Source organism: Rhodoblastus acidophilus (assembly GCF_009720655.1).
GTDB classification, from domain to species: Bacteria; Pseudomonadota; Alphaproteobacteria; order Rhizobiales; family Beijerinckiaceae; genus Rhodoblastus; species Rhodoblastus acidophilus_A.
Genome location: NZ_WNKS01000016.1, coordinates 74,035 through 98,289 on the forward strand (window position 1 = coordinate 74,035; position 24,255 = coordinate 98,289).

Annotated in this window: 25 protein-coding genes and 2 pseudogenes; 17 read left to right on the forward strand and 10 right to left on the reverse strand. The window is 65.2% G+C overall.

Translation table 11 applies throughout. The features are described 5' to 3' along the window. From GJ654_RS15635 to GJ654_RS15645, 3 genes are all read right to left on the reverse strand, one after another. Positions 1–1,371 carry a pyridoxal-phosphate dependent enzyme gene (locus tag GJ654_RS15635; protein ID WP_155447108.1) on the reverse strand — a complete coding sequence of 457 codons (1,371 nt, stop codon included), beginning with the start codon at positions 1,369–1,371 and terminating at the stop codon, positions 1–3. A gap of 177 nt (positions 1,372–1,548) precedes the next feature. Beyond that, positions 1,549–1,983 (reverse strand): RrF2 family transcriptional regulator, encoded by a 435-nt coding sequence (locus GJ654_RS15640; RefSeq protein WP_155447109.1) that lies wholly within the window; start codon positions 1,981–1,983, stop codon positions 1,549–1,551. Between the two features lie 33 nt (positions 1,984–2,016). Beyond that, positions 2,017–2,619 carry a helix-turn-helix domain-containing protein gene (locus tag GJ654_RS15645; RefSeq protein ID WP_196305579.1) on the reverse strand — a complete coding sequence of 201 codons (603 nt, stop codon included), beginning with the start codon at positions 2,617–2,619 and terminating at the stop codon, positions 2,017–2,019. Positions 2,620–2,974: 355 nt separating this feature from the next. On the opposite strand from GJ654_RS15645, the gene GJ654_RS15650 reads away from it, so the two are divergent. The 13 genes and pseudogenes from GJ654_RS15650 to GJ654_RS15705 all read left to right on the forward strand — a co-directional run bounded on the left by GJ654_RS15650 (position 2,975) and on the right by GJ654_RS15705 (position 14,838). Then, complete coding sequence (locus GJ654_RS15650; protein WP_155447111.1) at positions 2,975–3,172, forward strand: hypothetical protein; 198 nt, start codon at positions 2,975–2,977, stop codon at positions 3,170–3,172. A 410-nt stretch (positions 3,173–3,582) separates the two neighbouring features. Further along, positions 3,583–4,671 (forward strand): ABC transporter substrate-binding protein, encoded by a 1,089-nt coding sequence (locus GJ654_RS15655; protein ID WP_155447112.1) that lies wholly within the window; start codon positions 3,583–3,585, stop codon positions 4,669–4,671. Positions 4,672–4,680: 9 nt separating this feature from the next. Further along, the gene (locus GJ654_RS15660) at positions 4,681–5,691 is read left to right on the forward strand and encodes an ABC transporter permease (RefSeq protein WP_155447113.1); all 1,011 of its coding nucleotides are present in this window, start codon (positions 4,681–4,683) and stop codon (positions 5,689–5,691) included. After that, the gene (locus tag GJ654_RS15665; RefSeq protein ID WP_425540397.1) at positions 5,688–6,473 is read left to right on the forward strand and encodes an ABC transporter ATP-binding protein; all 786 of its coding nucleotides are present in this window, start codon (positions 5,688–5,690) and stop codon (positions 6,471–6,473) included. Before GJ654_RS15660 ends, GJ654_RS15665 begins: the two co-directional genes overlap by 4 nt. A 9-nt stretch (positions 6,474–6,482) precedes the next feature. Beyond that, positions 6,483–7,475 carry a CoA transferase subunit A gene (locus GJ654_RS15670; protein ID WP_155447114.1) on the forward strand — a complete coding sequence of 331 codons (993 nt, stop codon included), beginning with the start codon at positions 6,483–6,485 and terminating at the stop codon, positions 7,473–7,475. Beyond that, positions 7,472–8,266 (forward strand): CoA-transferase subunit beta, encoded by a 795-nt coding sequence (locus GJ654_RS15675; protein WP_155447115.1) that lies wholly within the window; start codon positions 7,472–7,474, stop codon positions 8,264–8,266. Before GJ654_RS15670 ends, GJ654_RS15675 begins: the two co-directional genes overlap by 4 nt. A gap of 35 nt (positions 8,267–8,301) precedes the next feature. Continuing rightward, positions 8,302–9,087, forward strand: coding sequence for an enoyl-CoA hydratase (locus tag GJ654_RS15680; protein ID WP_155447116.1), 786 nt, complete (start codon positions 8,302–8,304; stop codon positions 9,085–9,087). After that, a pseudogene (locus GJ654_RS21510) lies at positions 9,084–9,473 on the forward strand (CoA-binding protein); the annotation flags it as partial. The gene GJ654_RS15680 and the pseudogene GJ654_RS21510, both read left to right, overlap by 4 nt. 129 nt (positions 9,474–9,602) lie before the next feature. Then, positions 9,603–10,874: pseudogene (locus GJ654_RS15685) on the forward strand (O-acetylhomoserine aminocarboxypropyltransferase); the annotation flags it as partial. A 122-nt stretch (positions 10,875–10,996) separates the two neighbouring features. After that, positions 10,997–11,527, forward strand: coding sequence for an Lrp/AsnC family transcriptional regulator (locus GJ654_RS15690; protein ID WP_155447118.1), 531 nt, complete (start codon positions 10,997–10,999; stop codon positions 11,525–11,527). Positions 11,528–11,899: 372 nt separating this feature from the next. Then, on the forward strand, positions 11,900–13,348 hold the full coding sequence (locus GJ654_RS15695) for an APC family permease (protein ID WP_155447119.1): 1,449 nt from the start codon (positions 11,900–11,902) through the stop codon (positions 13,346–13,348). A gap of 68 nt (positions 13,349–13,416) precedes the next feature. After that, positions 13,417–13,878, forward strand: a complete 462-nt coding sequence (locus GJ654_RS20850; protein ID WP_196305580.1) for a hypothetical protein — start codon at positions 13,417–13,419, stop codon at positions 13,876–13,878. A gap of 90 nt (positions 13,879–13,968) precedes the next feature. Further along, positions 13,969–14,838 (forward strand): transporter, encoded by an 870-nt coding sequence (locus GJ654_RS15705; RefSeq protein WP_155447120.1) that lies wholly within the window; start codon positions 13,969–13,971, stop codon positions 14,836–14,838. A 306-nt stretch (positions 14,839–15,144) separates the two neighbouring features. Here GJ654_RS15705 and GJ654_RS15710 read toward each other — a convergent pair whose 3' ends face one another. Beyond that, positions 15,145–17,673, reverse strand: coding sequence for an ATPase (locus tag GJ654_RS15710; protein WP_155447121.1), 2,529 nt, complete (start codon positions 17,671–17,673; stop codon positions 15,145–15,147). A 108-nt stretch (positions 17,674–17,781) separates the two neighbouring features. On the opposite strand from GJ654_RS15710, the gene GJ654_RS15715 reads away from it, so the two are divergent. From GJ654_RS15715 to GJ654_RS15725, 3 genes are read left to right on the forward strand one after another with little or no spacing between them, the layout of a single operon-like run. Next, positions 17,782–18,027: a hypothetical protein gene (locus GJ654_RS15715; protein WP_155447122.1), complete on the forward strand. Its 246-nt coding sequence runs from the start codon at positions 17,782–17,784 to the stop codon at positions 18,025–18,027. Then, a complete protein-coding gene (locus tag GJ654_RS15720; RefSeq protein ID WP_155447123.1) occupies positions 18,027–20,591 on the forward strand; it encodes a heavy metal translocating P-type ATPase in 2,565 nt (854 codons plus the stop codon). Before GJ654_RS15715 ends, GJ654_RS15720 begins: the two co-directional genes overlap by 1 nt. Then, positions 20,588–20,950 carry a hypothetical protein gene (locus GJ654_RS15725; protein WP_155447124.1) on the forward strand — a complete coding sequence of 121 codons (363 nt, stop codon included), beginning with the start codon at positions 20,588–20,590 and terminating at the stop codon, positions 20,948–20,950. The genes GJ654_RS15720 and GJ654_RS15725 overlap by 4 nt, the downstream gene beginning before the upstream one ends. A gap of 29 nt (positions 20,951–20,979) precedes the next feature. Here the strand turns inward: GJ654_RS15725 and GJ654_RS15730 are convergent, their stop codons facing one another. Both GJ654_RS15730 and GJ654_RS15735 read right to left on the reverse strand, forming a co-directional pair. Beyond that, positions 20,980–21,324 carry a hypothetical protein gene (locus tag GJ654_RS15730; RefSeq protein WP_155447125.1) on the reverse strand — a complete coding sequence of 115 codons (345 nt, stop codon included), beginning with the start codon at positions 21,322–21,324 and terminating at the stop codon, positions 20,980–20,982. Next, entirely contained in the window at positions 21,324–22,262 is a 939-nt protein-coding gene (locus GJ654_RS15735) for an exopolysaccharide biosynthesis protein (RefSeq protein ID WP_155447126.1), read from the reverse strand. The genes GJ654_RS15730 and GJ654_RS15735 overlap by 1 nt, the downstream gene beginning before the upstream one ends. A 170-nt stretch (positions 22,263–22,432) precedes the next feature. Here GJ654_RS15735 and GJ654_RS15740 point away from each other — a divergent pair, with 170 nt between their 5' ends. Beyond that, a complete protein-coding gene (locus GJ654_RS15740; RefSeq protein WP_196305581.1) occupies positions 22,433–22,840 on the forward strand; it encodes a hypothetical protein in 408 nt (135 codons plus the stop codon). Between the two features lie 40 nt (positions 22,841–22,880). On the opposite strand, the gene GJ654_RS15745 is transcribed toward GJ654_RS15740, so the two are convergent. The 4 genes from GJ654_RS15745 to GJ654_RS15760 all read right to left on the reverse strand — a co-directional run. After that, the gene (locus tag GJ654_RS15745; protein WP_155447127.1) at positions 22,881–23,048 is read right to left on the reverse strand and encodes a hypothetical protein; all 168 of its coding nucleotides are present in this window, start codon (positions 23,046–23,048) and stop codon (positions 22,881–22,883) included. A gap of 8 nt (positions 23,049–23,056) precedes the next feature. Continuing rightward, positions 23,057–23,527 carry a DUF6691 family protein gene (locus GJ654_RS15750; protein ID WP_155447128.1) on the reverse strand — a complete coding sequence of 157 codons (471 nt, stop codon included), beginning with the start codon at positions 23,525–23,527 and terminating at the stop codon, positions 23,057–23,059. Positions 23,528–23,531: 4 nt separating this feature from the next. After that, positions 23,532–23,963: a YeeE/YedE family protein gene (locus GJ654_RS15755; protein ID WP_264586277.1), complete on the reverse strand. Its 432-nt coding sequence runs from the start codon at positions 23,961–23,963 to the stop codon at positions 23,532–23,534. Positions 23,964–23,977: 14 nt separating this feature from the next. After that, the coding region (locus GJ654_RS15760; RefSeq protein ID WP_155447130.1) for a TOBE-like domain-containing protein at positions 23,978–24,255 on the reverse strand (278 nt) is incomplete at its 5' end.

The following is a 24,255-nucleotide window of genomic DNA, read 5'->3' on the forward strand; positions in this document are numbered from 1 at the left end:
TCAGGCCGCCTTCCGGCGCAGATGGTTGAGCAGGTCGAAGCGGGTGATCAGCCCGTAGAAGATGTCGTTCTCGGCGACGATGGCGACGAGGTCGCGGTCCAGCACATCTTGCAAGGCGCCGATGCCGGCGTGGGGCGGCAGGATTTCGAGATCGCCCGTCATCGCCTCCGCGGCGCGCGTGGCGAAATTGCCGGGGTTGGCGCGCACGCGCGACAGAATGTCGGACTCGTCGAGAAGTCCGACAATCCGGCCCTGATCAATCACCGGCAGCTGCGAGACCTCCGCATAGCGCATGCGCACGAAGGCGGTTTGCAGCGGATCGGATGGCGTGACGCAGACGACGCCGCCGTCGTCGAAACGCCGGGCGATCAGGTCGCGCAGGTCGCCGAAGATTTTTCGCGGCAGCAGGCCCTGCTCGACCATCCAGTTATCGTTGTAAACTTTCGAGAGGTACCGCGTGCCGGTGTCGCACACCAGCGTGACCACACGCTTCGGCGCGGTCTGCTCGCGGCAATAGCGCAGGGCGGCGGCGAGCAATGTGCCGGTGGAGGAGCCGCCATGAACCCCTTCGGCGCGCAAGAGCTCGCGCGCGGCGGCAAAGCTCTCGGAGTCGGGAATTTCATAGGCTGTCTTGACGCCGCTGAGATCGGCGATGGGCGGCACGAAATCCTCGCCGATGCCCTCCACCATCCAGGAGCCGGCGACCCCGATCTTTCCCGTCCGCACATAGTCGGCAAGGATCGACCCCTTCGGATCGGCCAGCACGAATTCGGTTTTCGGGCTGGCGCGACGGAAAAAACGGGTCAGGCCGGTGAGGGTGCCGCCGGAGCCGACGCCACACACAATGGCGTCGACGTCGTGGCCCATCTGGCCAAAAATCTCCGGGCCGGTCGATTGCTCGTGCGCGGCGGGGTTGGCGGGATTGCTGAACTGATTGACGTAGAAGGCGCCGGTCTCGGCGGCGATTCGCTCGGCGAAATCCTGGTAATAATCGGGGTGGCCCTTGCCGACGTCCGAGCGGACCACATGCACGACGGCGCCCAGCGCCTTCAGCTGCAACACTTTTTCGGCGGCCATCTTGTCCGGCACGACCAGGACGAGACGATAGCCCTTGGCGCGGGCGATCAGCGCCAGCCCCAAGCCGGTGTTGCCCGCCGTCGCCTCGACGATGGTCGCGCCCGGTTTGAGCAGGCCGTCGCGCTCCGCCGCCTCGACCATCCATAATCCGATGCGATCCTTGATCGAACCGCCGGGATTTTGCGACTCCAGCTTCAGGAACAGCTTGCACGGCCCCGTATCGAGGCGGGTGGCTTCGATCAATGGTGTATTGCCGATCAGTCCGAGTACGGCTGGGCGGGAATCTTTGCTCATGATAAATCCTGTTGGGCGTGGAAGCGAAAGCGCGCGACCAGAGCGGCCAGACCTCGTCGCGACGCCTTCGCAAACGAACGGCGCGGTTGCTAGATATACACTAATTCTACAAATTTAATAGACTAAATAGGCCTGAGGCGCTCGCATTCCCCCGCCGCCGGCGATGAAAGTCGCGGCCTATTGCGGCAGATACTGCCGATGACGGCCGCGCGCGCGCATGGTGGCGATGGACGTCCGGTCCAGGATCAGCGCCATGGCGTCGCGGACATCGAGCATGACGTCGCGGATCGCGCAGGCTTCGACGTCGCCGCAATCGGTGCAGGGCCGGTAGGCGGTGCGGCTCGCGCAAGCGATCGGCGCCAGCGGTCCGTCGAGGATGCGGATGATCTGGCCGGCGGTGATGGCGTCGGCCGGGCGCGCCAGCTGGTAGCCGCCGCCCTTGCCCTTCTTGCTGGTCAGCAAGCCCGCCTTGGTCAGCTCCAGCAGGATGGCGTCGAGAAATTTTCGTGGGATGTTGTTGTCTTGCGCGATATTGGCCGCGAGAACGATCCCGTCGCTTCCGGCGAGATGGATCATCGCCTTCAGTCCGTATTTCGCCTTGTTGGACAGCATGCTGTTTCCGTTCGGTCTGCCGAGGCGCCGTCCTCAGTTGCGCGGGCCATAGGCCAGCACCAGATGCGCGACCACGTCCTCCGCGCCCAGGGCGCGATAGGCGTGCGGCACGTCGGCGTCGAAATGAATGGCGTCGCCGGGTCCAAGCCGATAGGCGGGCTCGCGACCGGTGACGATTTCGAGTTCGCCTTTCACCACCAGGATGTTTTCCGACGTGCCCGGCGCGTGCGCCTGCGATTGCTCGCAATGGCCGGCGGCCACGGTCAGTTCGTAGATTTCCACGCGCGGCGTTTCGCCAAACGCCGTCAGGGCGCGGGATCGAAACGCGCCGCCGCTGGAGACAAGGACGTTGGCGTCGCAGTTGCGGATCACGGCCGCGCCGCCGCGCCGGTTGGCGGCGATCAAGCTGCCGAAAGGCACGTCGAGCGCATTGGCGATTTTCCACAGGACGTCGATGCTCGGCGCGCGCTGGCCGTTGACGATGCTTTCGAGCCGTTCGATGTCGACGCCAGCGAAATCAGCGAGTTTTTGCAGGGCGCCGTTTTCCTGTCGCAGGCGCGCGCGCATTCGGGCGGCGATCACCAGGGTCAAATCCTGTTCCGTAACCGGCGGCCCTTCGACATGTTTGGCGTTCACGAGGCAACTCCAAATCCAAGAAACCTTATGGAATAAGCGTTTTGTCAGCGGGGTCAAGCCGCAAAGCCGATCACGCCTGGGCATGGCTGTCGCCCGGCGCGAAGAAAAATAATCTCTTCTGCGCCTGCCAGGATGAACGGGCCGCGTCCGGACCTTCAAAGCTTTGGAAGGACGATCCATTGACCATCAATGGCTTATCATCCTACTTTTTTAATATGTTTCAGCGCGCCAGCAAGCACTGAAGGTCACCATGATCGCTTCGCTTCGATGTCGGCCCGGCGTTTCGTCGAGCACGTCTCCGCCTCCTGCGCGACCCCTGTCGCGCGACCGTCAATCTCCTACTCACGGGCGCATCATGTCCCACGCCTATGTCATCGAATGCGGCGAATTGGCCGCCGGCATCGTCACGCGCGAAGAACGCGGATTTCTCTTTCACGCCGCGGCGGACGCTTTTCGTCTGCTCAACGGACAGACGTTTCGAACGCCGCAGGAGGCGCAACGCGCCGCCGAGAAACTGCGCCGCAAGAAGAGGTCAGCGCAAGATCGCCATTGAGTTTGACGCCATCCTTCCGGCGTCAGGCATCCGGGCGGTTTCCGGATTTAGGAAACCGCCCGGAAGGGCCCGAACGGACCCCAGCCGTTCGGGCCCTCTCTCATGCCGGGGGGCGCGGCCATGAGGAGCTTCCTCCTGAAGGATGTGGCGGTGCGCGCCTGTGCTTGCCGGCGGGTCGCGCTGCGCAAGGCGGAATAAGGCGTCCGCGTCGGGCGCGGCGTAGAAATGATCCTCACGCATGTCTTTATTAAGCCATTGATATAAAATATAGTTTAATGACTCCAGCCTGACGCGTCGCCTGGTGTGCTAATAAAAATATCTTGTCTATAAAAATAATAGACTATAGTCTGTGTTCAGTTCATGCGCTTCGGCTCGCGCTAGAAGCCGCCGTGAAAGGAACAGGGCCACACATGAGCACCAACGACAGTTTCGGATCGCGCCGCGCTTTTCTGGTGGGCGCCGCGACAGTGGGGGCGACCGTCCCTCTGGCTATGGTCAGCCAAAAAGTCTTCGCGACTCCCAAAATTCTTCCCGCGCCGTTCGAGGGCGCGCCGATCTGCACGACCGGCGCCGCCGATGGCGCCGCGGCCGCCGCCGGCGCGCTGAAGAAAATCTCCTTCGCCTGGAACGCGGGCGCGCCCTGCCTGCTCGGCGTCACCGTCGCGAAGGAAAAAGGGTTTTTCGCCAAGCATGGGCTCGACGTCGATCTGGTCAATTATTCCGGCTCGACCGACCAGTTGCTCGAAACCCTGGCGACCGGCAAGGCCGACGCCGCCGGCGGCATGGCTCTGCGCTGGCTCAAGCCGATGGAGCAGGGGTTTGACGTGAAGATCATCGCCAGCACGCACGGAGGCTGCCTGCGCCTGCTCGCGCCCACCGCATCCGACATCAAGAGCCTCAAGGACCTCAAAGGCAAGGTTATCGCCGTCAGCGACCAGAACTCGCCGGGAAAGAATTTCTTCGCGATCCGCCTGAAAAAGGCCGGCCTCGATCCCGAAAAGGACGTCGAGTTCAAGCAATTCCCCGGCCCGCTGCTGCGCGTGTCCGTGGAAAAGGGCGAGGCCCATGCGCTGGCCGACAATGACCCCATAACCTTCCTGTTCCAGAAGGACGGCGCCTTCCGCGAGGTGTCTTCAAATCTCGACGGCGAATATGCGCACCGCGTCTGCTGCATCGTCGGCGTGCGCGGCAGCCTGATCCGAGACGACAAGCCGACGGCGACGGCGCTCGCGCGCGCGCTGATCGAGGCGGCCGATTACGCCGCGCATCATCCCGAGGAGGCCGCCGCGACCTACGCGCCCTATGGACCGGGCAAGGTGGCGCCGGCCGATCTCGTCACGCTCTCCAAATACCACACGCACGCGCATCACCCGGTTGGCGGCGACCTGAAGAAGGAGTTGGCGCTCTACGCCGAAGAACTGAAGCTTGTCTCGATCTTCAAGCCCTCCACCGATCCCAAAAAATTCGCCGAACGCATTTATGCCGACGTGCTGAGCTGAGGAGGTTTCATGTCGCTGGTTTCGATCGAGGCCGCGTCCTCCGGTGGCGCGCCCGCCCTGCCGTCAAGGGAGACGCTCGCGCGCGCCGCGCTGGCGATTGCGGCCGGGGCGGCCTGGCTCTTTTTCGCCTTCGTCACGGAGAATTGGCCTGACGTCGGCGAATGGGGGCGGGGACCGGAATTGGCCTTGGCCGCTGGCGGCTTCGGCGGCGCGCTGGTCTTCGCCGGCCTGCTCGGCGGCTTTTTCCCGCGCGGCGCGGAAAGACTGCGCCGCTACACCCCCTGGCTGCTGGCGCTCGGGCTGTTCTTCACCCTGTGGCAGGCGACCACCGCCAAATTCGCGCTGCTGCCGCAGCCGTTTTTTCCGCCGCCGCACGCGCTGGTCGAAGTGTTCGCCGACGACTGGCCAAAACTCTGGGAGAGCGTGGTCGCCTCGATCAGGCTGGAGCTGCTCGGCTTCGTCGCCGGCGCGCTCGCTGGCTTCGTCGTGGGCGTGTCGCTCGGCTGGTCGCGCGCCTTCGGCTATTGGGTGCATCCGGTAATGCGGCTGATCGGTCCGATGCCGTCGATCGCCTGGCTGCCCATCGCCTTTTTCGCCTTTCCCTCGAGTTTTTCGGCGTCGATCTTCCTGATTGGCCTGACCACCGGCTTCCCGGTCGCCGTGCTGACCTGGTCGGGCGTCGCCAGCGTCAATGCCGCCTATTACGACGTGGCGCGCACGCTCGGCGCCAGCCGCGCCTTCCTGATCTTCAAGGTCGCGATTCCCGCGGCGCTGCCGCATGTGTTTGTCGGCCTGTTCATGGGGCTCGGCGCCTCCTTCGCGGTGCTGGTCACCGCCGAAATGATGGGCGTTAAGGCGGGCCTCGGCTTCTACCTGCAATGGGCGCAGGGCTGGGCCTCCTATGCCAACATGTATGCGGCGCTGCTGGTGATGTCGCTGATGTGCTCCGGCCTGATCACGCTGCTGTTCCGGCTGCGCGACCGGTTGTTGTCCTGGCAGAAGGCGGAGGTGCAGTGGTGAGTCTCGCCCATGATATTTCCACGGTTCCTGGCGTCGAAATCGCCGTCAAGGACGTCAGCCATCGCTTCGATCTCGAAGGCGCGCCGCTGCCGGTGCTCGACCGCGTCAATTTTACGGCGCAACGCGGCGAGTTCGTCGCGCTGCTCGGTCCCTCCGGCTGCGGAAAATCGACGCTGCTGCGCCTGGTCGCGGGGCTCGAACCTCCGACGCAAGGCGGGATCACGGCTAATGGCGAACCCATCGCCGGCCCCGATCCGTCGCGCGTGGTCGTCTTCCAGGACCCCACCCTGTTCCCGTGGCGCAACGTGCGCGACAATGTCGCGCTCGGGCTGGAGGCGCAGGGCCTGTTGAAATTGCGCGGCGCGCGCGTCGAAGAAACCCTTCTTCTGGTCGGCCTGGAGGATTTTGCGAAAGCCTTTCCGCATCAATTGTCGGGCGGCATGGCGCAGCGCGTGGCGCTGGCGCGCGCGCTCGTCAACGATCCCGACCTGCTCATCCTCGACGAACCGCTCGGCAAGCTGGATTCGCTGACGCGGCTGTCGATGCAGGGCGAGATCGTGAACCTGTGGCGGCGCGCCGGTTTTACCGTCTTGCTGGTCACTCACGACATCGAGGAGGCGCTTCTCATGGCGACGCGTGTGATCGTGTTCAGCGAGCGCCCGGCCTCGATCAAGGCCGACATCGCCATCGACAAGCCCTATCCGCGCCATCGCGACGATCCCGACCTCGTCGCGCGCCGCCGCGAAATTTTGGGTCTGCTCGGCCTCGACGCCTCCTGGTGAGATTTCGAAATGTCAAACAAGTTGATTTCCCTGGCTGAAGCGGTGCGCCGCTTCAGCTGGGATGGCATGCAATACGCCAGCGGCGCCGCATTGCCGATCGGTTCGGACGCCATCATCTTCGGCCGCGAACTCCTGCGCCAGAAGCGCAAGGACTTGCACGCCATTTTTCATTGCTCCGGCCAGCAGCTCAACCTGCTGGCGGCGGCGGGCGCCGCGACCAAGGCCGAATGCGGTTTTGCAGCGCTGGAAGTCGTCGGCTTCGCCAACGGCCTGCGCCGCGCGGTCGAAAGCGGCCGGCTGGCGCTGGAGGATTTTTCGAATCTCGCCATGACCCTGCGCCTGCTCGGCGGCGCGCTGAACTGGCCCTTCGTTCCTGCAACCGTCAATATCGGCTCCGACTTGCAGGACCGCAGCGCCTTTTCGCCCGACGACTATCCGGCGCGCTCCAAAATCCCTGCGGTGATCGATCCGTTCAGCGGCAAGACCATCGGCGCGTTCTGCCCGCTCAAACCCGATGTCGCGGCGATCCACGTCACGCTCGCCGACGCGAATGGCAACGCCATCCTGATCGGCACGGAGTGGAGCCGATATGAACTGTCGAGGGCGGCGAAAAAGGTCGTGCTGATCGCCGACGCCATCGTCGATCCCGCCTGCATACGCCAGTTCCCGAACCTGGTCCGAATTCCCGACATCATCGTCGATGCGGTGGTTTACTGGCCCTTCGGCGCCTGGCCGCATTCCTCGCCGGGCGTCTACGACATGGACGAGGAGCACATGTTCTTCATGAACAAGGCGCTGGCCAGCGAACAGGGAACGGCGGACTACATCCGCGATTTCGTGCAAAACTATTCCGACATCGAGAGCTACCTCGACATGATCGGCCGCGACAAAATCAAAACCTTATCGGCGAGCAATTCCAGCTTTCTGCTCGATCCCTACCGCCGATGGATTCTCACGCCCCAGGATGTTGCCAGCCTGACCGCGAGGGATTTGGCGGCATGAGCGCGGCCCTCGACTACACCCGTCAGGAAATGATGGCCATCGCCACGGGGCGCGAAATCCGCGACGGCGAACTGGCGATCTTTGGCGTCGGCCTGTCGATGCTCGCCGGCTTCTTCGCCCAAGCGAACCATGCGCCCAATCTGCGCAGCATGACCGAAGGCGGGGTCTACGGCGCGACGCCGGTCGGCGGCCTGCCCTGGGGGATCGAGTGCAACCGCCTCGCCGTCAACGCCACCAGTTTCACCTCCGCCCTCGATGCCCTCGGCTTTCTGGTCGCGTCCGGGCGCTGCGATGTCGGCGTGATCGGCGCGGCGCAAGTGGACAAGTTCGGCAACGTCAACACGACCGGCGTCTGGGACGGTGAGATCGGGCCGCACTATCGCGCGCCGAAAACGCGATTGCCCGGCGCGGGCGGCGCGAATGACATCGCCTGCGGCGCCAAGCGTTTCATTGTCATGGTGACGCACGAGCCGAAACGGTTTGCCGAAAAGGCGACCTACATCAGTTCGCCCGGCTATCTCGACGGCGGTCTTTCCCGCGCGAAACAAGGCTTCGTCGGGGGCGGGCCCTCTGCGATCATCACCACGCTCGGCATCTTGCGGCCGGAGCCGGACACGAACGAATTCGTGCTCGACGGCTGGTTCCCGTTTTCGAGCGTCGAGGAGATCAAGGCCAACACCGGCTGGGCGCTGCGCGTCGCCCCCGACGCGCGCGAGATCGCCGCGCCGAGCGAGACCGAACTCGCCAATTTGCGAAAAGTCGATGAGACCGGCGCCTTGCGGAAAAAATAATCCCCCCAGATAGTGATTCGACACTGGAGACAGCCATGAACGAGGCTCCCTTGCTGCTGCGTGCCGACGACGCCGGCGTGGTCACGCTGACCCTGAACCGGCCGCAGGCGCGCAACGGCCTGTCGCTCGGCCTTTTGCAGGTTTTGCGCGACACGTTGTTCGAACTCGAAGCGGATGCGAGCGCCCGCGTCGTCATCATCGCCGGCGCCGGCCCGGCTTTTTGCGCGGGACACGACCTCAAGGAGCTGCGCGGCAAAAATTATGACCCCGCCTATGTGGACGAGCTCTTCGAACTCTGCGCCGAGGTGATGCAGGCGATCGTCAATCTGTCAAAACCGGTGATCGCCCGCGTGCATGGCGTCGCCACGGCGGCCGGCGCGCAGCTCGTCGCCAGCGCGGACCTCGCCTTCGCCGCTGAGGACGCGCGCTTCGCCACGCCGGGCGTAAACATCGGCCTGTTCTGTTCAACGCCCATGGTGGCGCTGTCGCGCAATGTCTCGAAAAAGCAGGCGATGCAGATGCTGCTCTCCGGCGACCTGATCGACGCGGAAACGGCGCTGCGTTTCGGCCTGATCAACGAAATCGTTCCGGCGGCGGACCTGGAATCGCACACGCTCGCTTTCGCGCGCAAAATCGCGTCGAAATCGCCGCTGACCCTCGCCATCGGCAAAAAGGCGTTCTATCGACAAGCGGAACTGCCGCTTGCCGAGGCCTACGCCTATACGCGCGAGGTCATGGCGGACAATCTGAAGGCGCAGGACGCGCGCGAAGGCATCGGCGCCTTTCTCGACAAGCGTCCGCCTGTTTGGACGGGGACATGAGCGACCTGCATTATCCCGACGCGCTGATCGCGCGCGTCCTGCGTTCCGTCAACACCATCGCCCTCGTGGGCGCGAGCGCCAACTGGAACCGGCCCGCCTATTTCGTGATGAAATATATGCAGGGCAAGGGTTATAGGGTCATCCCCGTCAATCCCGGCGCGGCGGGCCAGACCCTGCTCGGCGAAACGGTGCGCGCCAGCCTTCTCGACGTTCCCGAACCCGTCGACATGGTGCAGGTGTTTCGCCGCTCCGAAGCCGCGCCGCCGATTGTCGATGACGCCATCAAAATCGGCGCCAAGGTGGTTTGGATGCAACTGGGCGTGCGCCACGACGCCGCCGCCGCCAAGGCGCGGGACGCCGGCCTCACGGTGATCATGGACCGCTGCCCGAAAATCGAGTTCGGCCGTTTCGGCGGCGAACTGTCCTGGTCGGGCGTCGATTCCGGCATCATTTCCGCCAAGCGCCGCGAGCCGCCCAAACCCCCGGTCAAGCCCGCGCGAGAGCAGACCAAACCGGATCGCGCCTTCGGCTTCGAGACCCGCTCGATCCACGCCGGCGCCGCGCCCGATCCGACCACGGGCGCGCGCATTACGCCGATCTACCAGACGGCGTCCTATGTGTTCGAGGATGCGGACCAGGCGGCGTCGCTGTTCAACATGCACAGTTTCGGGCATGTGTATTCGCGCCTGTCCAATCCGACCGTCGCCGTGCTGGAGGAGCGCGTCGCCAGCCTCGAAGGCGGCCGCGCCGCGGTCGCCGCGGCCAGCGGCCACGCCGCGCAATTCCTCACCTTCTTCACCCTGCTGGAGCCCGGCGACGCATTCATCGCCTCGCGCAATCTCTACGGCGGCTCGCTCATCCAATTCGGCCTGAGTTTTCGAAAGCTCGGCTGGACCTGCGCCTTCGTCGACCCCACCGATCCCGAAAATTTCCGCAAGGCGCTCACCGAGCGCACCAAGGCGATTTTTGTTGAAAGCCTCGCCAATCCCGGCGGCATCGTCGTCGATCTGGAGGCGGTGGCGAAGATCGCGCACGAGGCCGGCATCCCGCTGGTGGTCGACAACACCTTGGCCACCCCGTTCCTGTGCCGCCCCTTTGATTGGGGCGCCGACATCGTCTGCCATTCCACGACCAAATTTTTGGGCGGGCACGGCAATGCGCTCGGCGGCGTGGTGGTGGAATCGGGAAAGTTCGACTGGGCGAAATCCGGAAAATTCCCGTCCATGGCCGGGCCGGAGCCGGCGTACCATGGCCTGAATTTTTACGAGACGTTTGGAGACTTCGGCTTCACCACCAAGGCCCGCGCCGTCGCCCTGCGCGATTTCGGCCCGGCGCTGGCGCCGATGAACGCCTTTCTCACCCTGAACGGCATCGAGACCCTGCCGCTGCGCATGGAGCGCCATGTCGCCAACGCGCGCGCGGTCGCTGAATTCCTGGCGAGCCACCCCAAGGTCGCCTGGGTGTCTTACGCGGGCCTGCCCACAAGCCCATTTCACCAGTTGTCGCGGAAGTATCTGCCGAAGGGGTCGGGCGCGGTTTTCACCTTCGGCGCCAAGGGCGGTTATGAGGCGGGGATTGCGCTGGTCGAGCGCGTAAACCTGTTCTCGCATCTCGCCAATATCGGCGACACCCGCAGTCTGATCCTGCATCCCGCCAGCACCACGCACCGGCAATTGACGGACGCGCAGCGCCTCGCCGCAGGCGCCGGACCGGACGTGATCCGCCTTTCGGTTGGCCTCGAAACCGTCGAGGATCTCATCGCCGATCTGGACCAGGCCCTCGCATGAGCGACGCCCACGTCGCCTGACCCGGCGCGCTCCAAGGCCGCGAGAAAATCGCTCTCGCGATTGACAGTCTATTAAAAACATATTCTAAATAAACTAATCTTGCCATTCACGGGAGAAGTGCGATGGATCGCATCGACCTGCAAATTTTGAAAATTCTCCAGGAAGACGCCACGGTCACGGTGGCCGACATTTCCGCCAGGGTCGCGCTTTCCCCGACGCCCTGCTGGAAGCGCATCCAGAAGATGGAGACGCTCGGAATCCTGCAAAAGCGCGTGGCGCTGGTCGCTGCGCCCCTCGTCGGTCTCGGCCTCACGGTGCACATTTCGATCCAGGCCGGGGACCACTCCGCCGACAAGCTTGAAAGTTTCGTGCGCGTGGTTTCCGCCATGCCGGAAGTGGTCGAATTCAGTCGTCTCGCGGGCGACGTCGATTATGCGCTCAAGGTCGTCACCACTGACATTTCCGCCTACGATGCGTTTTACAAGCGTCTGACGGCCGTCGTGCCGCTGCGCAGCGTAACCTCACGGTTCGAATTGCAGAAGATCAAGTCGACGACGTCTCTGCCGCTCAACATCATCCATGACGCGGAAATCGGGCGCGCCGCCGCCGTTGCGGTTTCGTCGCAGCGAGTCGTGGCCCTGAGGCCGGTTTGAACCGGCAAGGGCTGGCTCTGGCTTGCATCGAGACAATCCGGTAATTCCATCTTTATTTTCATGGTTCCGGGAACAGAAATTCCTTCTAGTTGAAATGAATATCTATAATGCCAATTATTTTCGCACTCCGCGCTGAGTGAAGATTTATCAAGTGAATGAATTCACTGACAAAATGTGTCGTGGATGCTTGAATGAGTCTATGTGAATTCGGCCATGTCATTAAATTGACACGTGCGCACCGTGACCATAACTATAATCCCCAACACTATGAATTTGCTGGAAAGACCTGACATTCCTGCCTCCGCGGCCGGCGTGAAAGGGGTGTCGCGTCCCGATGGAGAGTGGCTCGCGAATACGACAGGAATTTTGCTCATGACGCTTCCCACCGAGCAGAGCGCGCACGTCATCCCTGGCGCAACGTCGGGGCTCAAGGCGCAATGCCTCAGCTATATCGAAGTCCTGGCGCAGTCGGTCTCGGTCATCGCGCCCTCGACGGTGCCTGCCGCCGTTCTCGGCCTGATTTACGCGTCTTCGGGAAACGGAACCTGGCTGAGCTTCCTGATCGGCATGATCGGGCTGGTGCTGGTCAGCGTCAACATCAACCTGTTCGCGCGCAGGTCCGCGTCGGCGGGATCGCTCTACAGCTACATCGTCCAGGGCCTCGGCCCCACCGCCGGCGTGCTCGGCGGCTGGGCGCTGCTGTTCGGCTATCTGTTTACCGGCATGTCGACGCTGTGCGGTTTCGTCGCGACCTCCAAGGGCCTGTTCGGCTCGGTCGGCCTGGCGCCGCCTTCGTGGCTGATCTTCCTGGTCACCACGGCGCTGGCCGGCGCTGTCGCCTGCCGCGATGTGAAAATGTCGGCCAAGTCCATGCTCGCCTTCGAAGGCGCGGCCGTCGCCGCCGTCCTCGCCTTGGGGATCGTGATCTGGCGCGCCCACGGCTTCGCGCTCGACTCCGATCAGTTGACGCTTCAAGGGGCCTCGCCAGGCGGCGTGATGGCGGGCGTGGCGCTGGTGGTGTTCGCCTTTTCCGGTTTCGAGAGTTCGACAGCGCTGGGCGAGGAGGCGCGCGACCCCCTGCGCGCCATCCCGAGATCGGTGGTGCAGAGCGTGATCATTTCGGGCGCCATTTTCATCTTCATGGCCTATGTGGTCATCCTCGGCTTCCGCGGTCTGCCCGACGACCTCGCCAAGTCTGAAGCGCCGCTGCTGTTGCTGTCCAACGTGCTCGGCGTGGGCTGGCTGGGCGTGTTCATCACCATCGGAATCCTGCTCAGCTTCTTCTCCTGCACGCTGGCCTCGATCAACGCCACGGCGCGCATCGTCTTCGCCATGGCGCGCAACGGCGTCGCGCCGCGCTGGCTCGGCGCCGTCCACAAGACCAATCGCACGCCTTGGCTGGCCATCGGCTTCGTCACGCTGGCGACCTTTGTCGTCGCCTTCGCCCCCACCCAGTTCGGCGTCGGCGAATTCGAGGCCCAGGGCTATTTCGGCACGCTCTGCGCCTTCGGTTTCCTCTCGACCTATGTGCTGGTTTCGCTGGCGGCGCCCGCCTATCTGCGCAAGCAGGGCAAGCTCACCCGCCGCGCGATCGTGCTCGGCGAACTCGCCGCCGGCTTCATGATCATCCCCTTTCTCGGCGCGGTGGGCCTTCCCGGCAGCGAGCTGTTCCCGCCGCCGGCCTTCCCCAACAACATTCTGGTGTGGGTGTTCGTCGCCTACATGACCGTCGGCGCGGTCTGGCTGTTCCGCCTGCGTCGGCTCAAGGCGGCGCCGCTCGACCAGATTTTTGAAGAAAACTCGGTCTCCCAGGGAAAGTGACCGGGCGATCCGACGGAATCGGGGAGAAAAGGTTCCACAGTCCCGGAACCGCAGATCAGGAGAAGACCATGGGTTCGCACAAGAAATCCGAACATCACGATGAAGCCGCCGAGGCCGCTCACGACCCGGCCGTTCACGCCGAGGCACCCGCCGAAACGGTCGCCGCAGAAACCTTGGCCGGCGAGAGCAAGTCGGCGCTGAGCGACGCTCTTCACGGCGCCGCAGGAACGGTGCGCAATGCGGCGACCCAGGTCGGCGCCACGGCGAAGACGGCGGCCCACAAGGTCGGCGGCGCCGCCAACACCGGCGCCTATCGCCTCGCCTACGGTCTCGCCTATGGCGTCGTCTTCACCGGCGTCTTCCTCGTCGAACTACTGCCGCAGAACAATGTGTTCCGCCGCGGTTTTGAAGACGGCGCCGAGGAAGGTTTCGACGCCGCCATCGCCAAGGCCGAAGCGCGCAAGACGCGCGCGAGCAACGGCGACGAAGAGGAGCTGGTCTTCGACGACGCGGTTCCGGCCGCCGTCTGAGGGGAGTAGGCGGCGCAGCAGAGGCCTGCGCCGCCCTTGGCGTCGCAATCCCGCTGGGGCGCCGCTTTCGCCGCCAAGGGTGACATCGCCATGAAGAGAATTCTGCTTTCCGCTCTCATCCTCGGCCTGACGGCGCAGCCCGGGCGCGCCGAGGACGCGGCCCCCGCGCCCGACAAGAGCGGCTACACTTTGTTCAATCCGACGCCGCCCGACGCCATGCGTCCGTTCACGCCGGAAATGCCAACAAAAATCCTGAACCCTTTTACGGTCGACGCCGGCCATGTCCAGATCGACGGCGATCTCGTCAATTATGCCCACACCAATATGGGCGACCTGCGCGCGCAGGGGTTTCAGATCACGGACGCGGTCTACAAGCTCGGCCTGACCAGCTCGCTCGATTTCGAGATTTCGCCAAACGGCTATCAGACGTTTGAGGCGCGCGACCGGCGCGCCGGCGCCTTGAGCGACCGCGCCTACGGCTTCGGCGACCTGGTGCTCAAAGCCAAGCTCAATCTGGTCGGCAATGAAGGCGGCGATTTCGCGCTGGCGCTCGTCCCCTATGTCAAGCTGCCCACCGCCGCGCGCGGGCTGGGCAACGGGGCGACCGAAGCAGCCTTGGCCGTCCCCGCGCAATTCAACCTGCCCTCGGATTTCACCCTCGCCGTGCAGACCGAGATCGACGCCCTGAAGCGGACGGAGGCGCCCGGCTATTTCACGAGTTTCGTCAATCTCGTGAACCTCGGCCATCCCTTGCCGTTCATCAGCAAGGATTTGAGCGCGGCGATCGAGCTTTATTCGGCCGTGGGAACCGACCGGGCCGCGCCGCCGGTCTACACGTTCGACGTCGGCCTCGCCTATCTGCTGGCGGCGAATGTGCAGCTCGACGCGGGCGCGAATTTCGGCCTCAATAAATACGCGCCCAATCTCAATGTCTACGCGGGCGGCACTGTGCGCTACTGAGGGCCAACCCGAAGCCCGTCGGGGCTTTTTCCCTTTCAGACGGATCAAGGCCCCGAGGGTGACGGAGGGGGCGAAGCTCGAACCACAATTTTCTGTTCGGCGACGCCCGTTGGCCCAACGCGCGCTTGCTTGCTCGTCTTGACGCCTCTTAAGCTCGGGCGCAAAAGCCCCCGGAGAGGCCGGTATTGCTTCTCCAGGGGAGGGCGCGCTCACACCAGATCGTAATTCGCGATCACCGCGATCGCCGCGCCGCTGGCGACGATCGCGCCGAGATTGAGCCAGGGAATGCGCATGCAAAACTCCGTGTCAGGCGAGACGCGTCGCCGGGGGGAGGGCGGGAAGCGCGCGGCGGGCGGCGGCGGCGCGCGCGGCATTCTCGCCGGCCGCGCCAAGCCCGCGCAGCCGCGCCAGGAACACAAGTCCCGAGCCGACGTTCGAGGTCAGCCCGGCGCGCAGACTGCCGAAGCCAGCCAAAAAGCCGCCGGCCAGCGCCAGCAGGTTGGCGGCATAGATGACGCGGTAATCGGCGCGCAGCCGCGCCTCATGCGCGCGCGCCGCCTGCCGCGCCGCGGCGAGCGCCTCCAGTTCGCCGCGCAGCGCGACGATGTCAGCGCGATCCGCGCCGAGCCGGTCGAGCCCGCCGAGCGACAGGCTGACAAAGGCGGCGTCGCGCGCCAACGCGTTTTCCGGATCAGCGCCGTCGCCGATCCAGACCGCGCGCGGGCTGAGCGACCTGATCGCATCGATTTTGGCGGCGCAATCGAGATCGCCGAACACGGCGTCGAGCCGCAGTTCGTTCGCGCGCGCTTCGGCGCGGTCCTGTGGCAGCGAGGAGACATGGACGAAGCGCGCCTCGGGGTCGGCCGCGCGCAGCTGCGCCAAAGCCGCGGCCAAGCGCGATCCGCCATCGGCGGCGAAACGGATGACGCCGACGATCTTTCCGTCGCGCGCCACCACCAGCGGTCGCTCGCTCGGGTCGCGCCTTGCCTTGGCGAGCGCCGCCACCGCCTTGCCGAGCGCCGCTGTCGCGCCAAAATTTTCGCGGGCCGCATAGGCCGGCGCGGCGACGATGACGCCCGCGCCGTCATCGTCCCAAAAGCTGACGGCGCCGGCGTGATGGCGGCGACCATGAGCGCGCCGCGCCGCGAAAGGCTGCGCGAAAACCTCAAGCGCCTCGAGGCGGGGGTCGCGCAGGCCGGCGAGCGCGGCCGTCGCCAAAGCCGCCGCCTCCTGGCCGGCGGCGCGGGTGGGCGCGATCACCTCCGCCACGCGCGGGGTTTGCGCGGAAAAATTCAGGCTGTCGTCGAGCACGTAGAGATCGGCGCAGAGCAGACGCTCCAGCGCCGCCGGACGACGCGCCAACACGCCCTGCGACAGCGCCTCCGAGAGGGCGGTCAGGGCCGAGAGATGCGCCGAAAGCCTGGGCCCGCTGGCGAAATCGGGGCGCAGCGCCACTTGCGCGAGGCGCGGCGTCCGCGTCAGCACAAGCAGCGCGGCTGACAGCAGCAGCGCCGGCTTGGCGTTGCGGTTGGCGACGCGTTCAGCCTCGCGGCTTGAAGGCAAATTGTTGAGCGCGCCATGCGGCAGCGCGTCGGCGAGCGCAGCGGCGGCGGTGGAGCGTCCCACGCGCGTCGCTCGAAACGTCAACGCGCCCTCGCGCACAAAAGTCCCGGCGAAGACTTTTTCTCCGGGCAGCTTGTCCACGGCGCCGCGAAATCCGGTGAGCATGTCCTCGTCGATGAGGGCCAGACCTTCAACCACCACGCCGTCCGCGGGAATGAAATCGCCACGCCTCACATGAACGAGATGCGTTTCCCCGAGTTCGGCGACGTCGACCAAGGCGACGCCGCCCTTGGCGTCGGCGCGCCGCGCCCAGGCGAGACGCCGGCGATGTTCGGCGAACAGCTTTCGCTCGCTGCGGGCGGCCAGCGCAGTGGAGAGCGCCGGCCAGCTCTGCCGCAGCACCGCCATCACGCCCGAAGCGAAGGGCAGGCCGGTGAAGAGCAGGAAACCCAGTCCCGCGCTGTAGAGCGCCGCCAAGCCGACGCGCCCGTGCGAAAGATCCTTTACCGCTGCGATCAGGTTCGGCGCGGAATAGACGAGCACGGCGGCGACGGCGAAAGGCAGGGCGGCCGGGTTGAAGAATTGCGCATAGAAGGAAAAGGCCAGCAGCCCGCCAGCCGCGATCAGTCTTTTGGGCTTCTCCGGCGGATGGGGGCCGAACAGCACCAAATCCCAGGACGACTCCAGCAGGCGCAGCACCTGTTCCGGCGCGATCGTCTCGGGGTCGTAGGTGATCACGGCGCTGGCCGCGATCCCGGCGAGCTTCACGCGCTCCACGCCGTGGATCGACTCCAGCAGCAGGCCGAAGCGATACAGAAAATCGCGCCGCCGAAGCAAGGGATGGCCGATGCGCAGTCGTTCGCGCGACAATTTTCGCACGCGGAAGGTCGTGAGGGCGTCGCCGGCGCGGCTGACGCGCACGCTCAAACCCGGCGCGGGTCCGGCGAGATTGAGCTTCTCCGCCCGGCGGCGCTCTGGCGCGCCCTCGCGCAGCAGGCGTCCGACGCGCGGCCAGACTGCCGTGGGATCGGCGAGGGGCGACAACTCGATGCGAACTTGCGCGCGGTCGCGCCACAAGGCCACCGCGCGCACTTCCACCGCCGAAAACACGCGATCGACCAGATCCCGCACGGCCTCATCGCTTTGGGCGAACAGGGTCTTGTCGCGCAGCACGAGGCGGTTGCCGTCAATGCGCAGGGTCGGCGTCGAAAGATCGGGGGCGCCTTGCCGCGCTTGCGGCGGCGAGGTTTTGGCGCGTTGGTGAAGGGCCATGCCAATCCTTGAAGCGAAATTCTAAACTTCTATAAACATACTTGACTAATGTACGGCTGTCATTAGCCTGTCACACGAAACGTCGCCTTTATCGAGGGCTAGCGGGACATGACGCAAAAGCATTTTTCCGATCATGCGCGGGGAGAAAAAGCCTCTCCAGCCGCATCGGTCATTCACTCCGCCGCGGCGGGTCTTGAAGGCGTCGGCGCCGGCTTGGGCGCGTTCTACGCCGCGCTCGCCCGACTCACGCTTTCAGGCCTGGAAGACATTTCAGACCGCCGCGCGGAAAACCGCGCCGCGCATTTGAGCCGCCGCGCCAAGGCCGTGCGCGCCGCGGCCGCAAAGGAAAAGTGATGACGACCCTGCAAGCCCGTCTTGACGCGCGCCGCCTTGCTCCGCTCGCGCCGAATCCGCCCCATCTTTCGGCGCGGCGCGCCGATCTTCGTGTGGCGCCGCTCGGGCCGCGCGTCGATGCGAGCGAACCGGGCCGTCTGCGCATCACCGGCGCCGATTTCATCGAAAAGCCGAAAGGCGAAACGTCGCGCCGCTTCTTCGAGCGCGCTTTCGCCGCGCCGCATGTCGAGAGCGTGCTAGTCGACGCCGTGCGCCGCGAGGCGGTGATCCGGTTCGCGGTCAGCGCCCGCGATCCGCAGGGCCAGATCGTCGCGCTGTCGCGGCTGATCGCCGGGGCCGCGCCGCCCAAAAGCGCGGTGGCGCTTCCCGTCACATTCGGGCGCGGCGCCGGCGCCCGCGTGCGCCTGCAACGGTTCGACGAGCATCTGTCGAGCTGGTCGGTGAAGCACGAAATCCCCGGCCGCATCCGTTTGGAGAATCCGGTGCTGCTGCGCCGCCGCGCCCTGCGCCAGGCGCTCGAATCCGAACTGATGAACGCGTTCGGCATCGATAAATATACGGTGCAGGAACTCACCGGCACGGTGCTGGTGCATTACAATCCCAAGCAGATTCAAAAGCGCCAGATCGTTGATCTGCTCGACGCCGCTCTGGAGAAGACCGAGGATTTCGCGGTTTCCCCCATCGATTGGGACCTGCCCGTGAATGTCGGCTCGGTCGCGCTCGCCGTGGCCGCCCGCTTCGCGCCGGCGCTGACCCCGCTCAGCGCGGCGCTGTTCCTCTATTCGGTGATTCCCAGTTTCAAGGGCGCCTATGATGTCGTGGTCAAGGAGAAGCGGCTTGGCGTCGATCTGCTCGACGCCATCGTGGTCGCCGCCTGTCTCGCCACCGGCCAGATTCTCGCGGGCACGGTCTTGGGTCTTACCCTCAGCGTTGCGCGAAAACTGGTGGAGCGCACCGAAAGCGATTCCAAGCGCATGCTCCTAAATGTGTTTGGCAAGCAGCCGCGTTTCGTCTGGCTCGACGTCGACGGCGTGGCGGTGGAGACTCCGCTCGAGAAGATCAAGACCGGCGACATCATCTTCGTCCACACCGGCGAATCCGCGCCCGTCGACGGCGAGGTTGTCGACGGCATGGCGATGATCGACCAGCACGCGCTCACCGGCGAATCCGCGCCGGTGGAGAAGATCAAGGGCGACAAGGTTTTTGCGGCGACCACGGTGATCGCGGGAAAGGTGCGCGTCGCCGTCACCAGCGCCGGAACCGAAACCACCGCCGCCAAGCTGGCGCAAATCCTGTCCGAAACTTCGGGCCACACGCTGCAAGCCCAATCCAACGGTCAAAACCTCGCCGACAAGGCGGTGGCCCCGACGCTGGCGCTGGGCGCCTTATCGCTCGCCGTGCGCGGCGCCAACAGCGCCGTCGCCGTGGTGAACTGCGACCTTGGCACCGGCATACGCATGGCCGCGCCCATCGCCATGCTGTCGTCGCTGACGCTTGCCGCGCAGCAGGGCGTTCTGGTGAAGTCGGGACGCGCGCTCGAAGCCATGGCGGACGTCGACACGTTCCTGTTCGACAAGACCGGCACGCTCACCCGCGAGCGCCCGGAGGTCGGCCGCATCCTCACCTTTGGCGATCACGACGGCGACCGCATCTTGAGTTGGGCGGCGGCGGCGGAAAACAAGTTCAGCCACCCCATCGCCAAGGCGATTATCGACCGATTCGAGGGTTTGGGCGTCTCCATGCCCCAGACCGACGAAAGTAAATATGCCGTCGGATATGGCGTGACCGTCGGCGTCGACGGCCATGTGGTGCGCGTCGGCAGCGCGCGCTTCATGGCGCATGAGGGCATAAAGCTGCCGTCCGAACTGGAGCGCGAGAGCGAGCGCGTCCATGATGAGGGACATTCGCTGATCCTCGTTGGCGTCGACGATGCGCTCGGCGGCGCGTTGGAGCTCAAGGCCGCCGAGCGCAGCGAGGCGCAGGAGGTGATCGACGGCTTGCGCCGGCGCGGCGCCAAACACCTTGCGATCATTTCCGGCGACCACCAGCGCCCCACGAAAAACCTCGCCAAGAAGCTCGGCATGGACCGCTATTTCGCGGAGGTGCTGCCGCAGGATAAGGCGCGTTACGTCGAGACCTTGCAGAAGGAAGGCCGCCGCGTCTGTTTCATCGGCGACGGCGTCAACGATTCCATCGCGCTGAAGCAGGCGGACGTGTCGATCTCCCTGCGCGGCGCCTCCAGCATCGCGACGGACACCGCGCAAATCGTGTTCATGGAGGATTCCCTCGAAAAGCTGCTGGCGATCCATGACGTCGCGACCGAGCTGCAAGGCAACATCAAGCGCAGTTGGCGCATGATCGTCGGCGCCAACGCCATCTGCATCGCCGGCGCGCTGTTCGGCAATTTCGGCGTCATGCATTCCATGGTGTTCAACCAGATCGGCGGTCTGGCGGCGGTCGCCAACGGGCTGCTGCCGCTGCGCAGGGCGTCAAAACTTCAGGCGGAAAAGGAGCGGCTCGCGCAATTCCTGGCGGCCCACAGCGACACGCATCTGGGGGGATGACTTTGGAGCGCTGCGGACGCGCGCGGTTCAAGCAGGACGCCGCCTGGTTCGGCCTGTCTCTGGACGAGGCGAAGTCGACGATCGTGCTGCGCCGCCGGCGGGACGAACTGATCAGCCAGCACCACCCCGACCGGGGCGGCGATGTCGAGAAGGCCGCGCGGATTAATGCGATCTATGCGCGTATGGCGCGCTATCTCAACGCGCGAAAGGCGCGCCGCCGCCCGGCCGTCCCAGGAGATCGCGGCGTTCTCGGCGAGACGCTCAAAGCCAGTCTTCACGCCGGCGCGGCCCAACTCTCGGCGCTGGCGGTCGCGGCGGCGGCGGGTTTTGCATTGTTGCAAAAATTTCGGAAAAGATAGTCTGGAAGCCCTCAAGCTCCACGGCTGTTTCAGCGCTGCGGATCAGCCGGCGCCGCAGCCAGGAATCCCGCCGCGACCAGTGCGCTCTCGAATCGCGCGGCGAATTCGGCCTTGCGCGCATTGGTCATCAGCAACCGCGCCCAGGCCGGCGCCGCGCCGTAAAGCTCGACGCGATCGTCAAAGAACACGACTTCGACCGTGATCGGATCGACGAAAACGCGCAAGAATTTCTCTTCGCCGCGCTTAAGCCACTTGTAGGTGACTTTCTTTTCGAACTCGACGCCGGCGCGGTCCATCTCCGCTTCGAGCACCTTGCGCTTCAAATTGTCCAGCGGCGCGTCGATCACATAGACGGAGAATTTTTCCAGATCCATTATCTCATTCCATTCGCAAGCAGGCTGCGCGCCGCGGCCATGCGAGCGCGCCGGGCGCGCAGCCGCAAGGCCGGCTGCGCGGCGCCGGAGGCGAACCGTTCCCGCGCTGGCGCGGTATCCGGCGACATCAGCAACAACAACACCTCTGTCCATTTCATCTGGGCGAGGGCGCCGAGCCCCTCGCAGCACCGGTCGAGCAGGGCATGAAGCGCTTTCAGCTTCAGCCGGCGCGCACAGCGGATCAGCCAGTCCTTGATCCTCATCCACAGCTTGCGGCCGGTCGAGACGCTCAGGGCCGCGACTGCGAGCGAAGCCAGGCCGGCGACGGCCCCGATCATCACGGTGAGACCGTCGCGCTCGGCCTGTCCGAGCGCGACCAGAAAGGCCGAGGCCGCATGCTGCGCGCCGCCGCCGATAATGGGCGCCATGGCGGCGAGGCCAAGCAGGAATACGGTGAGGCCAAGCGCTACGCTCATGGCGGGATGAAACACCCAGGACCAGCGTTCGCGAATGAGCCCGTCGGCCTTGTCGAGCAGGGTGGCGACGCCATGGATCAACAGCGCCAGAGAATTGCGCGGGATTCGCCGACGCAGCAGCGAACGCGGCAGCACGACGGCGCGCTGACCCGTGGCGAGCCCGGCGCCGACCGCGCTCGTGACATGCGCGGCCATCAATCTGATATCGGGCGCCTCGAACAGGCCGGCGGCGCTGAACAGGGCCAGGGACGCGCCATCGTCGTCCAGGGCCTTGACGATCCGGTCGACGGTGAAGTGGCGTGCGTTCGGATGCGCGCTCAATACGCGGCGCAGCCGAGCCGACAGGCGCACGCGCGGCTGACACGCGCCTGCGCCTTGCAGGATCGCGGCGCTCGGCGCCGCGATTTTCTTGGAGCGAACGAAGCGCGCGTCGCTCTGGTCGAGGTGCAAGGGCGCAGTCATTGAATTGACACAACCTATTATAGTAGATAATTTCTATAAACATAGGATCATACGTTTGCGAATTGATGTCAATCGTCCGATCCATGACAACCGGCTGAATAGCCGAATTGCGGTCTTCACGAACGGCGCGGTCGTTCGCTGTGGCCTGCGGAAACAGGAGGTTGACGGTAATGACAACGCAATCCGCATCGGCGAAGGTCGACCCGCTGGCTGGTCTCGGCGACGCCATCGAATCAGCAGCCGGCGCGCTCGGGGACGCGGGCGCGGACGCTCGGCAGGCGGCCAAGGTTGCCGCGCGCAAGGTGAAGACCGCCGCGCATACGGGCGCCTATCGCGCCGCCTATGGCGCGTCCTTCGGCGTGGTGTTCGGCGCGGTGTTCCTTGTTGAACTGCTTCCCGAGAACAATGTGTTTCGGCGCGGTCTTGAGGATGGGGCGGAGGCGGGCTTTGACGCGGCCATCGCCAAATCGGCCGCCCGCCGCGCCGGGAAGCGCGGAACGGGCGCGGGCGAGGAGGACCTCGACTTCGAGGAAGACGCTCCCGAGCCCGCCGGGCGCAAGGACGACGCCAAAGCGTGAGCGCCGCGAGGCAAAGGAAATCGCCAGGGGTGCGCGACGGCTAATTCGGGCGTTGCGCGCCTGTTTCGGCAACGGGCGCGCGCGCGACGGTGTCGCAGGCCCAGATCAACGCCGCCAGCGCCGCGAGCGACAGAACGATCACCGCGGCTCGGCGCGCCGGCGAAAGGTTGGAAAACGGGGGCGGCGGATCAAGAATCTCGAAGGCCATGGGGGTCCTCAACTGTCTTCCGCCAGCCGGGCCGGCGTTGCGGGAATTTCCGAAATTTTTACGCGCGGGACTTGGGCGGGTTCGAAATGCGCGAGCAGGACATTGGCGGCGCGCATGCCCGAGGCCATGGCCAGCACGAACACCGCCGCCCGCACGTCGAGAAAACCCAAATTCGCAAGTGCGGGGCCGGGGCAGAAGCCAACAAGCCCCCAACCGATTCCGAAAATCGCCGCCCCGGCGTAAAGGCGCCCGTCAATCTGTTTCAACAGCGCGGGCGCCGGCGCAAAGGGCGCCCGCCCGGCGAAGCGAAAGGCGATGAAGGCCGCAGCCGACGCGGCGCCCATCACCAGCGCCAGCGAGGGATCCCATGGGCCGGCGAGGTCAAGAAACGCTTGCACTTTCCGCGGATCGGTCATGCCGGCGAGGCAGAGGCCGAGACCGAACAGCAGACCGGACAGGAAAGGGCTGAACACTTTCATCGCCTCATCCCAGCAGATGGCGGAACACGAAAACAGTTGCGACGCCCGTCGCCATGAAGGTCAGGCTCGCCGCGAGCGAGCGTTTCGACAGCCGCGCCAAGCCGCAAACACCGTGGCCGCTGGTGCAGCCGTTGCCGAGACGGGCGCCGAGCCCGACGAGAAAGCCGCCGACGATCAGCAGGTTGGGCGAGGCGGCGATCTGCGGCGCGGTGACGCCCCACAGCAGCGCGGCCAGCGCCGGCGACACCATGAGCCCGCCAACAAAGGCCAACCGCCAGGCGAAATCGCCGGTCTTCGGCTGCGCCAATCCGGCGAAGATGCCGGCTGCGCCGAGAATGCGCCCATCGCGCAGCAACAGCAGGGTTGCCGCCAGACCAATCAGCGCCCCGCCGCCCAACGCGGAAGCGGGTGTGAAATGCGCCCAGTCGACCTGCACGGGTCCGCCTCCCATCAGATCGCGAAATTCGGCGTGTATTCCTGCTGCTTTCGGAGCGCGAACCAGACTTTATCACCGCGCTTCAGATCGAGATCGTGAAAGACCGTCGTGGTCACCTCCACATCGACATGATCCTTGCCTTCGGTTTGCAACTCCACCTTCACCACGGGGCCGCCGAAGCCGATATGGGACACGAGACCCGGCTCCGCGTCGCGGCCGGCCTTATCTGGGTCGCGATGGATGACGATGTCGTGGGGGCGCACCAGCGCCTCGTCTCCGCCGTGTTCACGTC

Bases quoted from the DNA above. Each gene is read 5' to 3' on its own strand.
- GJ654_RS15695 (WP_155447119.1), top strand. From the start codon at position 11,900: ATGACGCTTCCCACCGAGCAGAGCGCGCACGTCATCCCTGGCGCAACG.
- GJ654_RS15670 (WP_155447114.1), top strand. From the start codon at position 6,483: ATGTCAAACAAGTTGATTTCCCTGGCTGAAGCGGTGCGCCGCTTCAGC.
- GJ654_RS15715 (WP_155447122.1), top strand. From the start codon at position 17,782: ATGACGCAAAAGCATTTTTCCGATCATGCGCGGGGAGAAAAAGCCTCT.
- GJ654_RS15725 (WP_155447124.1), top strand. From the start codon at position 20,588: ATGACTTTGGAGCGCTGCGGACGCGCGCGGTTCAAGCAGGACGCCGCC.
- GJ654_RS15635 (WP_155447108.1), bottom strand. From the start codon at position 1,371: ATGAGCAAAGATTCCCGCCCAGCCGTACTCGGACTGATCGGCAATACA.
- GJ654_RS15720 (WP_155447123.1), top strand. From the start codon at position 18,027: ATGACGACCCTGCAAGCCCGTCTTGACGCGCGCCGCCTTGCTCCGCTC.
- GJ654_RS15750 (WP_155447128.1), bottom strand. From the start codon at position 23,527: ATGAAAGTGTTCAGCCCTTTCCTGTCCGGTCTGCTGTTCGGTCTCGGC.
- GJ654_RS15740 (WP_196305581.1), top strand. From the start codon at position 22,433: ATGACAACGCAATCCGCATCGGCGAAGGTCGACCCGCTGGCTGGTCTC.
- GJ654_RS15735 (WP_155447126.1), bottom strand. From the start codon at position 22,262: ATGACTGCGCCCTTGCACCTCGACCAGAGCGACGCGCGCTTCGTTCGC.
- GJ654_RS15690 (WP_155447118.1), top strand. From the start codon at position 10,997: ATGGATCGCATCGACCTGCAAATTTTGAAAATTCTCCAGGAAGACGCC.
- GJ654_RS15660 (WP_155447113.1), top strand. From the start codon at position 4,681: ATGTCGCTGGTTTCGATCGAGGCCGCGTCCTCCGGTGGCGCGCCCGCC.
- GJ654_RS20850 (WP_196305580.1), top strand. From the start codon at position 13,417: ATGGGTTCGCACAAGAAATCCGAACATCACGATGAAGCCGCCGAGGCC.
- GJ654_RS15680 (WP_155447116.1), top strand. From the start codon at position 8,302: ATGAACGAGGCTCCCTTGCTGCTGCGTGCCGACGACGCCGGCGTGGTC.
- GJ654_RS15745 (WP_155447127.1), bottom strand. From the start codon at position 23,048: ATGGCCTTCGAGATTCTTGATCCGCCGCCCCCGTTTTCCAACCTTTCG.
- GJ654_RS15730 (WP_155447125.1), bottom strand. From the start codon at position 21,324: ATGGATCTGGAAAAATTCTCCGTCTATGTGATCGACGCGCCGCTGGAC.
- GJ654_RS15655 (WP_155447112.1), top strand. From the start codon at position 3,583: ATGAGCACCAACGACAGTTTCGGATCGCGCCGCGCTTTTCTGGTGGGC.
- GJ654_RS15650 (WP_155447111.1), top strand. From the start codon at position 2,975: ATGTCCCACGCCTATGTCATCGAATGCGGCGAATTGGCCGCCGGCATC.
- GJ654_RS15640 (WP_155447109.1), bottom strand. From the start codon at position 1,983: ATGCTGTCCAACAAGGCGAAATACGGACTGAAGGCGATGATCCATCTC.
- GJ654_RS15705 (WP_155447120.1), top strand. From the start codon at position 13,969: ATGAAGAGAATTCTGCTTTCCGCTCTCATCCTCGGCCTGACGGCGCAG.
- GJ654_RS15710 (WP_155447121.1), bottom strand. From the start codon at position 17,673: ATGGCCCTTCACCAACGCGCCAAAACCTCGCCGCCGCAAGCGCGGCAA.
- GJ654_RS15675 (WP_155447115.1), top strand. From the start codon at position 7,472: ATGAGCGCGGCCCTCGACTACACCCGTCAGGAAATGATGGCCATCGCC.